Source organism: Sphingomonas sp. 320_CC, assembly GCF_059691795.1.
In genome coordinates, this window is record NZ_JCAWAE010000003.1 from 236,478 (window position 1) to 249,224 (window position 12,747).

8 protein-coding genes are annotated in these 12,747 nt (G+C 66.6%); 5 read left to right on the forward strand and 3 right to left on the reverse strand.

What is annotated here, in order from left to right:
• Positions 1-38 precede the first annotated feature (38 nt).
• From AC59GX_RS12650 to AC59GX_RS12670, 5 genes are read left to right on the forward strand one after another with little or no spacing between them, the layout of a single operon-like run.
• The gene (locus tag AC59GX_RS12650; RefSeq protein WP_426281852.1) at positions 39-2,408 is read left to right on the forward strand and encodes a glycoside hydrolase family 3 N-terminal domain-containing protein; all 2,370 of its coding nucleotides are present in this window, start codon (positions 39-41) and stop codon (positions 2,406-2,408) included.
• Positions 2,409-2,418: 10 nt separating this feature from the next.
• Complete coding sequence (manD, locus tag AC59GX_RS12655) at positions 2,419-3,630, forward strand: D-mannonate dehydratase ManD (RefSeq protein ID WP_426281559.1); 1,212 nt, start codon at positions 2,419-2,421, stop codon at positions 3,628-3,630.
• 11 nt (positions 3,631-3,641) lie between these two features.
• A complete protein-coding gene (locus AC59GX_RS12660) occupies positions 3,642-4,907 on the forward strand; it encodes an MFS transporter (RefSeq protein WP_426281851.1) in 1,266 nt (421 codons plus the stop codon).
• Positions 4,904-6,316 (forward strand): glucuronate isomerase, encoded by a 1,413-nt coding sequence (gene uxaC / locus AC59GX_RS12665; RefSeq protein WP_426281558.1) that lies wholly within the window; start codon positions 4,904-4,906, stop codon positions 6,314-6,316. Before AC59GX_RS12660 ends, uxaC begins: the two co-directional genes overlap by 4 nt.
• Positions 6,313-7,368 carry an SMP-30/gluconolactonase/LRE family protein gene (locus AC59GX_RS12670; RefSeq protein ID WP_426281556.1) on the forward strand — a complete coding sequence of 352 codons (1,056 nt, stop codon included), beginning with the start codon at positions 6,313-6,315 and terminating at the stop codon, positions 7,366-7,368. The genes uxaC and AC59GX_RS12670 overlap by 4 nt, the downstream gene beginning before the upstream one ends.
• 95 nt (positions 7,369-7,463) lie before the next feature.
• Here AC59GX_RS12670 and AC59GX_RS12675 read toward each other — a convergent pair whose 3' ends face one another.
• From AC59GX_RS12675 to AC59GX_RS12685, 3 genes are all read right to left on the reverse strand, one after another.
• Positions 7,464-10,457, reverse strand: coding sequence for a TonB-dependent receptor plug domain-containing protein (locus AC59GX_RS12675; protein ID WP_426281555.1), 2,994 nt, complete (start codon positions 10,455-10,457; stop codon positions 7,464-7,466).
• A 203-nt stretch (positions 10,458-10,660) separates the two neighbouring features.
• Positions 10,661-11,392 carry a FadR/GntR family transcriptional regulator gene (locus tag AC59GX_RS12680; RefSeq protein WP_136190959.1) on the reverse strand — a complete coding sequence of 244 codons (732 nt, stop codon included), beginning with the start codon at positions 11,390-11,392 and terminating at the stop codon, positions 10,661-10,663.
• Positions 11,382-12,728, reverse strand: a complete 1,347-nt coding sequence (locus AC59GX_RS12685; RefSeq protein ID WP_426281553.1) for a GntP family permease — start codon at positions 12,726-12,728, stop codon at positions 11,382-11,384. The genes AC59GX_RS12680 and AC59GX_RS12685 overlap by 11 nt, the downstream gene beginning before the upstream one ends.
• Positions 12,729-12,747 lie beyond the last annotated feature (19 nt).

Here is a 12,747-nt window from a genome sequence, read left to right on the forward strand (position 1 = left end):
TGGCCGGTACGAAGACAGCAGGGAACGCGCCGACCATGATGCCGACCCGGCGTGACCTTTTCGGCCTGCTCGGCTCGGTCTCCATCACAGGGCTTATCCCGGGCGTTGCGTACGCTGCGACCCCGTCACCCACCTACCGCGATCCCCGCGCGCCGGTCGATCTTCGGGTCCGCGACCTGATGGCGCGGATGACGCTGGAGGAGAAAGTTGGCCAGACCATTTCCTTGTGGGCGACCAAGGCTGATGTGATGGTGCCGGGCGGGCTCGATTTCGATCCGGCGCGCGCGACCGCGGCGTATCCGGCGGGGTTCGGGCAGGTCACGCGGCCGTCCGACAAGCGTGGCGGGCCATCGGTCGCGGTGACGGCTGGCGGCACCGGCGCTGCGTGGCGCGGAACGGCCTCGACGATCGCGTTCGTCAACGCGGTCCAGCGCTGGGCGCGAGGGACGCGGCTCGGCATCCCGGTGATCTTCCATGAGGAATCGCTGCACGGCTACATGGCGCCCGACGCGACGATGTTCCCGCAGGCGATCGGCATGGCCGGCAGCTTCGACCGCGACCTGATGCGGCGCGCGCAGACGATCATTGGTCGCGAAGTACGCGCGCATGGCAGCCACCTCTCGCTGTCGCCGGTCGTCGACATCGCCCGCGATCCGCGCTGGGGCCGGATCGAGGAGACGTTCGGCGAGGACCCCTATCTGTGCGGCGAGATGGGGGTCGCCGCGGTCGAGGGGCTGCAGGGCGACAGCACGACGCTGGCACCCGGCAAGGTCTTCGCGACGCTGAAGCACATGACCGGCCACGGTCAGCCCCAGGCGGGCAACAATATCGGTCCCGCTCCGATCGGCGAGCGCGAACTGCGCGAGAGCTTCTTCCCGCCGTTCCGCGCGGTCGTGACGCGGACCGGGATCGGCGCGGTGATGCCATCGTATAATGAGATCGACGGCGTGCCGAGCCATGCGAACCACTGGCTGCTCGGCGACGTGCTGCGCGGCGAATGGGGGTTTTCGGGCGCAATCGTTAGCGATTACGGCGCGATCGAGGAGCTCGACACGATCCACCACATAGCGCGTGACCTGAACGGGGCAGCGAAGCTGGCTTTGGCGGCCGGAGTCGACAGCGCGTTGCCCGATGGCCTGGCCTATCGCACGCTGCCCGCGCAGGTGCGGGCGGGGACGGTGCCGATCGCGCAGGTCGACGCCGCCTGCGCGCGCATGCTGGCCTTGAAGTTCCGTGCCGGCTTGTTCGAGGACTCGGCGGTCGATCCCCGCGCCGCCGCTCGTCTGACCGGTAACGCGGAAGCGCGCGGCGTCGCGCTGGAGGCTGCCCGCGAATCGATGTGCCTGCTGACCAACGACGGCACGCTACCGCTCGCGCCCAAGGGCAAGATCGCCGTCATCGGGCCCAATGCAGCGGTCGCGCGGCTCGGCGGCTATTCCGCGCCGCCGCGCCAGACGGTGTCGCTGCTCGACGGCGTGCGTGCACTGGTCGGCGGCGCGGCGACGATCGTCCATGCGCAGGGCGTGTTCATCACGCAGAGCGAGGACCGGTCGCAGGACGCGGTGCTGCTCGCCGATCCGGCCAAGAACCGCGCGCTGATCGCCGAGGCGGTCGAGGTCGCACGCGGTGCCGACACGATCATCCTCGCGATCGGCGATACCGAGCAGACCAGCCGCGAGGGGTTCTCGGCCAATCACCTGGGCGATCGCACCACACTGGACCTGCTCGGCGAGCAGAACGCGCTGTTCGACGCGCTGCATGCGCTGGGCAAGCCGATCGTGATCGCGGCGATCAACGGACGTCCGCCGAGCTGGCCGGGCGTGATGGCGAAGGCGAACGCGGTGCTCGAATGCTGGTATCCGGGGCAGGAGGGCGGCACCGCAATGGCCGAGGCGCTGTTCGGGCGGATCAATCCGGGTGCCAAGCTGCCCGTGACCGTGGTCCGCGAAGTCGGCCAGGTGCCATTCTATTACAACCGCAAGCCGTCGACGCAGCGCGGCTACCTGTTCGCGGAGACGGCGCCGCTGTTCCCGTTCGGGCACGGGCTTAGCTACACGCGCTTCGAGGTCAGCGCACCGCGGCTGTCGGCGGCAAAGATCGGCATCGCCGGCAGCGTCGGGGTCGAGGTCGACGTCGCCAATATCGGGCAGCGCGCCGGCGACGAGGTCGTGCAGCTCTACGTCCGCGACCAAGTGTCATCGGTGGCGCGGCCGGTGATGGAGTTGAAGGGGTTCGAACGCGTGACGTTGACGCCCGGCGAGCGGCGGACGTTGCGCTTTACGCTCGGGCCGGACGCGTTCGCGCTGTGGGACGTCGACATGCGCGAGGTCGTCGAGCCGGGCCTGTTCACGATCATGGCCGGGCCGAGTTCGGCACAGCTCAAATCCGCCATCCTCGAAATCGCCTGAAGGACCCGCGATGCCCAAGATCGTTTCCGCCCGCGTCATCGTCACCTGTCCGGGCCGCAACTTCGTCACGCTGAAGATCGAATGCGACGACGGCACCACCGGGCTCGGTGATGCCACGCTCAATGGCCGCGAGTTGAGCGTCGCAAGCTATCTGACCGACCATGTCGTGCCGTGCCTGATCGGCCGCGACGCACACCGGATCGAGGACGTCTGGCAGTATCTGTATAAGGGCGCGTATTGGCGGCGCGGTCCGGTGACGATGGCGGCGATCGCTGCGGTCGACACCGCGCTCTGGGACATCAAGGGCAAGCTCGCGGGGATGCCGGTGTACCAGTTGCTCGGCGGAGCGGCGCGCGATGCGTGCATGGTCTACGCGCACGCCAACGGCACGACGATCGAGGATACGATCGCGGTCGCCAAGGCGGAGCAGGCCAAGGGATACAAGGCGATCCGACTGCAATGCGGCGTGCCGGGGCTCGCCTCGACCTACGGTGTCGCCAAGCACGGCGCGCGCTATGAGCCGGCCGACGCCGACCTGCCGAGCGAAAGCGTCTGGTCGACCGAGAAATATCTCCGCGTCGTCCCCGAACTCTTCAAGGCCGCGCGTGAGGCGATGGGCTGGGACGTGCATCTGCTCCACGACATCCACCACCGGCTGACCCCGATCGAGGCGGGGCGGCTCGGCAAGGCGCTCGAGCCGTACAACCTCTTCTGGATCGAGGACCCGACGCCGGCCGAGAACCAGGAGGCGTTCAAGTTGATCCGTCACCACACGACGACGCCGATCGCGGTCGGCGAGGTGTTCAATTCGATCTGGGATGCGAAGGACCTGATCCAGAACCAGCTGATCGACTATATCCGCGCGACCGTCGTGCACGCGGGCGGCATCACGCACCTGCGCCGGATCGCGTCGCTTGCCGACCTGTACCAGGTGCGGACCGGCTGCCACGGTGCGACCGACCTGTCGCCGGTGGCGATGGCGGCGGCGCTGCATTTCGGGCTGTCGGTGCCGAATTTCGGCGTGCAGGAGCATATGCCGCATACCGACGAAACCGATGCGGTCTTTCCGCATGCGTACAGCTTCGACGACGGCATGATGCATCCGGGGGAGGCGCCGGGGCTCGGCGCCGACATCGACGAAGAGCTTGCCGCGACTTATGACTATAAGCGCGCCTACCTCCCCGTCGCGCGTCTCGAGGATGGCACGCTGTGCAACTGGTAACCGCCGCCACCATGATCGAGAAACCGCGCGGGAAAGTGCGGTGGATCGTCTGCGCGCTGCTCTTCGCTGCGGTCGCACTCAGCTATATCGACCGACTCGTGCTGCCGGTGCTGAAACCCGAACTGCAGGCGCGCTATAACTGGAGCGAGCAGGGCTATGCCGATCTCGCGATCGCGTTCCAGGCGGCGTACGGCATCGCCTATGTGCTGTTCGGGCGGTTCGTCGACCGGGTCGGGGCGAAGATCGGCTATGCGGTCGCGGTGACACTGTGGACGATCGGTCATGTCGCGCACGCGCTGTTCACCAGCGCCGGCATGATGATTTTCGCGCGTATCCCGCTCGCGATCGGCGAGGCCGGGGCGTTCCCGGCAGCCCTGGCCGCGGCGAACGAATGGTTTCCGCAACGCGAGCGCGCGCTGGCGATCGGTATCTTCAACGCGGGCTCGAACGTCGGTGCGATCCTCACGCCGTTGATCGTTCCGGTGATCGCGGTGACGTTCGGCTGGCGGATGGCGTTCGTCGCGACGGGCGCGCTGACCGTGATCTGGCTAGTCGCCTGGCTCGCGTTCTACCGATCGCCGCGCAAGCATCCGCGCGTGACGCCTGAAGAGCTGGCGTGGATCGAGGCCGACCCGGTGCCCGCCGCCAAGCCGGTCCGCTGGCGCACGCTACTGCGACTGCGGCAGACATGGGCCTATATGCTAGGCCGGTTCCTGATCGATCCGGTGTGGTGGACCTTCCTGTTCTGGCTGCCCGATTTCTTCAACCGGCAATACGGCGTGAAGATGCTCGATTTCGGTCCACCGCTAGTCGCCGTGTATATGCTGGCCGATGTCGGATCGGTCGCGGGCGGCTGGTTCTCGTCGCGGCTGTTGGCACGCGGCCAGACGCCAAACCGCGCGCGAAAGACGGCGTTGTTCGCCTGCGCATTGTTCGCGCTGCCGATCATCTTCGCCGCACAGGCACCCGGATTGTGGTGGGCGGTCGCGGCGATCGGCCTGGCGTGCGCGTGTCACCAGGGCTTCTCCGCCAACGTGTACGCGATCCCAGGCGACCTGTTTCCGCGCGGCATGGGCGGATCGGTGATCGGTCTCGGCGGGCTGGCGGGAGCATGCGGCGGCATGCTGATGGCCAAGTTCGCGGGCACCATCCTGGCGGGCGTCGGTAGCTATGGCCCGATCTTCGCGGTCGCCGGATGCGCCTATCTCGTCGCGTTGCTGGTTATCCACCTGCTCGTACCGCATTATACTCCCGTCGATCCGGAACGCCTCGCATGACCCATCCGCTACGTCTCCATCCCGACCGCCTCTTTCCCGGCGATGGCCGCACTCGTGACATCGCTCGCGCGCTGCATGCCGGGGTAAAGGACCTCCCGATCGTCAGTCCGCACGGCCATACCGATCCGGCATGGTTCGCGCGGAACGAAGCGTTCAGTGATCCCGCCTCGCTGCTGATCGTCCCCGATCATTATGTGTTCCGGATGCTCTACAGCCAGGGCGTGCCGCTGGACGCGCTCGGTGTGCCGACGGTGGATGGCAGTCCGACCGAGACCGATCCGCATGCGATCTGGAAGATTTTCGCGGCGAACTACCATCTGTTCCGCGGCACGCCGTCGCGGATGTGGCTCGACTGGGTGTTCGCCGAAGCGTTCGGCATCGACGTCCGCCTCGAACCCGCGACGGCCGACATGTACTACGACACGATCGACGCTGCGCTGAAGACACCCGCCTTCCGCCCCCGCGCGCTGTTCGACCGGTTCGGCATCGAGCTGATCGCCACCACCGAAAGCCCGCTCGACCCGCTCGATCACCATGCCGCGATCCGCGCGAGCGACTGGAACGGCCGCGTCGTCACCGCCTATCGCCCCGACCCCGTCGTCGATCCCGACACGCCGGGCTTCGCCTCCAACGTCCGCCGCTTCGGCGAGACCGCGGGCGAAGACGTCGGCAGCTATGCGGGCTATCTCGCCGCGCACCGCTTCCACCGTGCGCGCTTCCGCGATGCCGGCGCGACCTCGACCGATCACGGTCACCCGTCGGCCTCGACGGCGGACCTGACGCCCGCCGAAGCCGAGGCACTCTATGCGCGCGTCATGGCGCAGCCGACCGCCGCAGACGCCGAACTCTTCCGCGCGCAGATGCTGACCGAGATGGCGGCGATGTCGGTCGAGGACGGTATGGTGATGCAGCTCCATCCTGCCGTATCGCGCAGCCACAACGCCTCGGTGCTGGCACGTTTCGGCCGCGACAAGGGCGGCGACATCCCGCTGCCCGGCGAATTCGTTCGCGCGCTGAAGCCGCTGCTCGATCGGTTCGGCAACGATCCCCGGCTGACGCTGATCCTCTTCACGCTCGACGAGGACACCTATTCCCGCGAACTCGCCCCGCTCGCCGGCCATTACCCGTCGCTGCGGCTCGGCCCGCCCTGGTGGTTCCACGACAGTCCGGAGGGGATGCGCCGCTTCCGCGAGCGGGCGACGGAGACTGCCGGCTTCTACAACACGGTCGGCTTCAACGACGACACGCGCGCCTTCCTATCGATCCCCGCGCGGCACGACGTCGCGCGCCGGATGGACTGTGCCTTCCTGGCGAAACTCGTCGCCGAACACCGGCTCGAAGAGGATGAAGCGCACGAGGTTGCCCGAGCGCTCGCCTACGATCTGGTCAAGCAGGCCTATCGACTATGAAACAGATCGGCCTCGAGCGTCGCGCGAAGGGCACGTTCCGGCCGGGACGTCGCGACATCCTGTTCGGAGCGATGGCGATGGTCGCCGCGCCTGCTTTTGGTGCTGGCCCCGCTGGCGAGCCGCGCATCCAGCGTCTGTCGCCCGCGTTCGACCGGATGGTCGCGCCCGACACGCACGTCGAGACGATCGCCACCGGCATTCGCTGGGCGGAGGGGCCAGTATGGGTGGAGGCAGGGCAGTATCTGCTGTTCTCCGATCCGCCTGCCAATATCGTTCGTCGCTGGCACAAGGGTGGCCCCGCCGTGCCGTTCCTCGATCCGTCGGGGGCAGGCGGTACCGATCCGAAGCTCGTCCAGGAGCCGGGTGCAAACGGACTGACGCTCGACCATGCAGGAAGGTTGTTGATCGCGAACAGTGGTGGTCGTTCGATCGATCGCGTGGATCTGGCTACGCGGCGACGCGAGGTGGTGATCGACCGGTATCAGGGAAAGCGGTTCAATAGCCCGAACGACATGCATGTGGCGCGCGACGGGACGCTCTACTTCACCGATCCGCCCTACGGCCTGACCGAAGGCGATACGTCGCCGCTGAAGGAAATGTCGGTGAACGGCGTCTATCGGCTGCGTCCCGGTGGCGTGGTCGAACTGCTGGAGGGAAGCCTGACGCGACCGAACGGCATCGCACTTTCGCCCGACGAAACGCGACTTTACGTATCGGTGTCGGACGAAGCCGCACCGCGGATCACGGCCTACGACCTCGACGCCAAGGGCGTGCGCAATGCCCGGGTGCTGCTCGACGCCAAGGCGATGAAGGCGCGGGGCGGGGCGGGGTTGCCCGACGGCATGAAGGTCGCGCGGGACGGAACGCTGGTGTGTTCGGTGCCCGGCGGGATGATGTTCATGACGCCCGATGCGGAGCCGCTCGCGCTGGTGACGACCGGCGCGCCGATCGCCAACTGCGCGTTCGGGGAACGGGGGCGGGCGTTGTTCATGACCGCGAACGACCGCGTCCTGCGCCTGCCGCTCCGTGCGGGTTGGCAAAGCGAGGGCTGATCCGTCTTCGTTCGACACGGGTCGTTTGCCCATCGGTCACGTTGGCACGGTCTTGGGACGCTCCCCGATAGCAACCGCTACCGGGGACAGGTCGATCAGAACCGGGCGCGGACGCCCAGGCGGTAGAAGCGGCCGAGCGTGTCGTACAGTGCCGGGTTCACGTCGAGGCCGGTATTGGTCTGCGGCGCGGGCTCTGGATCGTGATCGAACAGATTGTCGACCTTGAAGAACATGCTGACCTGCTTGGTCAGGTTCACCGAACCGCCGAGGTCGATGTAAAAGGCACCCTTCATCTTGTTATAGTCGATCGTCGGGTGGTTGGCGGTCGAGACCGGGCAAGCGGTGGTGCAGACGACATATTGATTGCCGAACACGCCGTCCGAGAACCAGCGCTCCTGCAGGTTGAGGCTGAAGACGTCGTTGTCGTAGCTCTGCGTCGCCAGCCACTTCCAGTCCGGCGTCGCGCCGTTGTTGGCTCCGGCCTGGTCGACGACGTCAACGCCGGCGATCCCTGCGTCGACAAGGAACTCCTTCACATGCGTGCCGAGCACGCGGAGCGTGAAGTTGCCGGGGATGCCGAGTGGCTTCTTCCACTGATAGCTCGCCTCGATGTCGAACCCGCTGGTCTTCCAAGATGCCAGATTGAACGGCTGGACGTTGATGAAATTGCCGCCCTGGGTCGGGCTGTTCAGCACGAAGCCGCCGCAGAACGCTTGATTGCCCTCGAAGCAGAAGCGGACGATCTGATCGGGCGACAGTGTCGAGACGACGCCGTCTAGCTTGATCTTGTAATAGTCGAACGACAGACCGAGACCCGGTGCCCACGACGGGTGTGACAGGACGATACCGACCTCGGTATTGCGCGCGATTTCCGGCTTCAGATCTGGGTTACCGACGGTGTTCTGGAACGCCTGCACGCCGCTACCGGAAAACGGATTGGTAAAGTTCGGCAGCGTGGTGACGGTCGGCGCGGCGAACAGTTCGGACAGGTTCGGCGCACGGACGTCGCGTGACGTGACGGCGCGCAACCGGATGCCGTCGAGCGGCGTATCCCAGGTGCCGCCGGCCTTCCACGCCCAGACCGTGCCCGACGTGCTGTAATGCGTCACGCGGCCCGCGCCGTTGAGGTTTGCGCGGCCGATCTTTTCGCTGTTGAACAACGGCAGGTTGAGTTCGAGGAATCCTTCATACACCTCGTACTTGCCGCGGCCGTTCTTATAGTTGCCAGCTGCCCAGTTGCTGCCCAGCGCGGAATTCAGCAGCGGATCGGCGGGATAGGCTGTGCTGTTCGGGCTGAGTGCGGTGACGCCCGCACCATAGGGGTCGCCGTGGACGCGGTAGAATTCACGACGATACTCGCCACCGAAGGCAACCGACAACGGCCCGGCCCACAGGTTGAGCGGCTCGCCGGAGAAGTTGAGGCTGGCGACGTCCTGCGTCAGCTTGGTGCGCTGGAGTGGGCCATTGGCAGGCGTGACATAAGCGAGCGCCGATGCCGATGGCACCGCCCCGCCGAAGATGTTGATCGGCTGGCATCCGGCGGCACGCGCGACCGGATCGGCGCAGACGATCGCGCCGTTCAGCGTGATCGCGTTGGTCGCGGCGACGTAGCGCGGCTGCAACACGGTATTGTCGACGTCGATCGCCGCCAGCGTAATGCCGTGTTCGTAATAGGTGTCGTAGTTCCAGGGCGTACCGCCGATCTCGAACTTGCCCTTCAGGCCGCCGACGAAGCGGTACTGGCGCCGGTCCGTCTGGACCAAAGGATCGGGGAAGTTGCCGTTGCTGGTACCGAAGTTGAACTGGGTGATCCCTGGAGTACCGGTAGCGGGATTGATCGCCGTCGCACACCGATCCCGCACCAACTGCGGCAGGAAGGGGTTGGCGCACTGCACGGTCAGGTTGGGGCGGTTATACCCCGGGCTAGGCTGGTTGCTGGTCTTCACCTGCGCAAGGTTGACCGTCACATAGGCCTCGTTGTTCTCGGCGAAGTCAAAGCCGATCCGCCCGAAGCCGTTGAGCCGTTCCAGCGAGGATTGGAGCGATGCGCCCGAGCCCGGCGCGCCCGATAGGTCGCCGCCGACGCAGAAGCTGTTGGCGGGGAAGCAGTTGGTGACGCCGCCGGTGCCGGTCGGACGACCGTTCGATCCATAACTGAAATTATACGGCGCGCCGCTCTGATCGAACGCGATGCCCTGCAACGGGCCGTTGTTGATCAGGCCGTAGCGCGCATATTGATAAGGCTGTGCATAGTCGCGATAGTTGAACTGCGGCAGGCCGTTGTTGGTCTGACCGGTGTTGACGAGCGTGGTGGCGCGGTACCAGTCGCGACCCTTGGCGAGGTCTGTGCCGAAATCGCCCGGGCCCACGCCGTCTTCGTCGTCATATTCGCCGCTGACGATCAGGTGGAGCTTATCGCCGAACAGCGACGTGCCGAACGCGGCCTGGACCAGGCCCTGCTTGTCGTCGCCGTAATTGGTGATGCCGCCTTGGACGTTCGCCTTGAAGCCCTTGAAGCGCGTGTCGGTGATGAAGTTGACCACGCCGCCGACTGCGTCCGAGCCGTAGGAGGCGGATGCGCCGCCGGTGACGACGTCCACGCGCTTGACCAGCAGCTGCGGGAACATGCTGATGTCGGGGACGCCGGAGACGTTGGCGCCGACGACGCGCTGGCCATCGAGCAGGGTCAGCGTACGGATCGGGCCGAGGCCACGCAGCGAGAAGGAGCTCAGTCCTTGCGTACCGCTGGACGTGCTGAACGTGCCCGTGGACGCGCCGGTCGAGCCCTGCAGCGACGGCAACTGCGCGACCGCGTTGAAGATGTTGGGTTGCGCGTTCTTGAGGATCTGGTCTTCGCCGATCACGGTCGTCGGCGTCGGTGCGTTGTAGCCGCTCGAGACGATGCGCGACCCAGTGACGACGATGTCCTTGTCCGGCGCGCCCTGCTCTTCTGCGGCGGTCTGCGGGGTCAGCGTCTGGGGCGGCGCTGCCGGATCGGCCGATTGAGTCGAAGTGGGCAGGTCGGACGGCGGGGCAACGGTTTGGGCTGCAGCAGGAGCGCAGAGCAACGCGGTGGCCAGCACAATCATGCTGGTTGCGTTAACATTGAAAGATTCGACTGAGCGTCGACCGCGCGTAACCTTGTTCATCCGTCCATCCCCTTGTCGCACGTGGCGCGTGCCGTGGTCCGGCCTGGCGACGTGTCATTCTTGTCGTTCTCTACGATATACTGGGCGCGGTATCATCTACGACCATGGTCGCAGGTGCGGCGCGTGAGCCGAAGCCTGACACGTCAGGGCATCAGGCGCTTGCGGCCTTGCGAGAGATGCCAGCGCATCGCCAGCGCCGCGCCGTCCGCATCCTGCGCACGGATGGCTTCGACGATCGCGTCGTGCTCGTCCATCATCGCCTTGATCACTTCCGGCGCGCGCGACCGCGAGATGTCGACACCGGCGCGCAGGATCCGCATCACCGCGTCCTGGAGGTGATCGAAGACCGGCAGGAACGCAGCGTTGGCAGTCGCCTCGGCGATCGCGCGGTGCAGCACCCAGTCCTCGTCATGCGCGGGCGCATTCGACAGCAACGCGGTCCGCAACGCCTCCAACGCGTGTTCGATCGCGTCCATCTGGTGATGCGACCGGCGCTGTGCCGCGAGCCGCGCCGCCTCCGCCTCCAGTACGAAGCGGACTTCGTAGGTGCCGAGCGTCGCCGCGATGTCGGCCATCGGCATGTGCGACCCGAGCCGCTCCGACGGTCGCCGCTTGACGTAGGACCCTGCACCGCGCCGTGCCTGCGTGATGCCGTCGGACGCGAGCCTCGCCAGCGCCTCGCGGACGATCGTGCGGGACATGCCGAACATGGTGGCGAGTTTGTCCTCGGCCGGAAGCCGATCACCGACCGCGAGCTGCTCATCGAGGATGATCTGGACGATCGCAGTATAGGCGCGGTCGGCGAGCCTTATGCCGTTCGCGGCGGGCTTGTCCGGGACGATCGGCGGCGGGGTGCTCGGAGTCTCAGACGACATGGCTGAGCGCCAGGACGAACGCGAGGCCGACTACCGAGATCGACGTCTCCAGCATCGACCATGTGCGGAACGTGTCCGTGGTGCTGGTGCCGACATAGCTTTTGACGAGCCAGAAGCCGGGATCGTTGACGTGACTGAAGAACACGGAGCCCGCGCCGATCGCCAGCACGACCAATTCGGGGGACACGCCCGAGCTTGCGACGACGCCTGGCATGATGCCTACCGCGGTGATCGTCGCGATCGTCGCCGAGCCAGCCGCGAGGCGGATGCCGACCGCGACCAGCCAGCCGAGCAGCAGCGGCGAGATCGAATACATCAATACCGTGCGCGCGAGCAGATCGGACAGGCCTGCGGTCACCAGCACCTGCTTCAACGCGCCGCCCGCGCCGATCGCCAGCAGGATCGCGCCCGCCGCGCCCATCGTCTCGTGCCACACCGCGTTCTGGATCGCAGCCTCACGCAGGCGGCGGCCGAACAGCAGCGGGAGCGCGATCAGGTTGGTGAGCAACAGCGCGACCACAGGGTTGCTTGCGGCGACCAGCCATGCGGTTCCTTTCATACCCGGGATCATTTGGCCCAGCTCTCCGGTCGCGATCATCAGCACCGGCAGAAGCACGATCAATAGCGACGACAGCCGCGGCGGCGGGGCGATGCCGAGCCCTGGATCATGCAATACCGGCGCTTCCAGCCGCACGCCGCGCGTCGTGAACTTCGCGAGCAGCGGACCGGAGATGATCGCCGTCGGAATGGCGATCGCGATGCCGTAGAGCATCGTCTTGCCAAGGTTGGCGCCCAACGCCTCGACCGCGAGCAGGGGGCCGGGATGCGGAGGCACGAGTGCATGGACCACGCCGAGCCCTGCCAGCGCGGGCATGATCAGCCTCAACTTGGCGGCATCGCGTTCCGCGCCGTCCTTGCCGGTCATTTCTTCGGCGGCCGCGACGACGATCGGCAGCAGCAGGACGAGGCCGGTCTCGAAGAACAGCGGAAGCCCGACGATGATCGCGATGCCCAGCGTCGCCCATGGTGCCGCTTGCTTGCCGGTCATCTGCAACGCGCCTTTGGCAAGCGACGCAGCGGCGCCCGACAGATGCAGCATCGCGCCGAGCGATAGGCCTAACGCGACCACCAGTCCGGTGCCGCCGATGATGTCGCCGACCCCCTTCTGCACCGCCTTGGCGACGTCGGGTAGGGGAAGTCCGGCAAGTAGGCCCACCGTGAATGCGCCACACAGCAGGCCGATAAAGGGATGGAGTCGACCGCGCACGATCATCAGGACGGCAAGCAATATCCCCGCGAGTGCGGCGATCACGAGTCGCATGTCGGCGCCGATCATCGGCGAACAGACCGCAGTC

What these genes read in the sequence shown, in the direction of transcription:
- AC59GX_RS12685 (WP_426281553.1), bottom strand. Translation starts at nt 12,728, where the DNA reads ATGATCGGCGCCGACATGCGACTCGTGATCGCCGCACTCGCGGGGATA.
- AC59GX_RS12680 (WP_136190959.1), bottom strand. Translation starts at nt 11,392, where the DNA reads ATGTCGTCTGAGACTCCGAGCACCCCGCCGCCGATCGTCCCGGACAAG.
- AC59GX_RS12650 (WP_426281852.1), top strand. Translation starts at nt 39, where the DNA reads ATGCCGACCCGGCGTGACCTTTTCGGCCTGCTCGGCTCGGTCTCCATC.
- manD (WP_426281559.1), top strand. Translation starts at nt 2,419, where the DNA reads ATGCCCAAGATCGTTTCCGCCCGCGTCATCGTCACCTGTCCGGGCCGC.
- AC59GX_RS12660 (WP_426281851.1), top strand. Translation starts at nt 3,642, where the DNA reads ATGATCGAGAAACCGCGCGGGAAAGTGCGGTGGATCGTCTGCGCGCTG.
- uxaC (WP_426281558.1), top strand. Translation starts at nt 4,904, where the DNA reads ATGACCCATCCGCTACGTCTCCATCCCGACCGCCTCTTTCCCGGCGAT.
- AC59GX_RS12675 (WP_426281555.1), bottom strand. Translation starts at nt 10,457, where the DNA reads ATGATTGTGCTGGCCACCGCGTTGCTCTGCGCTCCTGCTGCAGCCCAA.
- AC59GX_RS12670 (WP_426281556.1), top strand. Translation starts at nt 6,313, where the DNA reads ATGAAACAGATCGGCCTCGAGCGTCGCGCGAAGGGCACGTTCCGGCCG.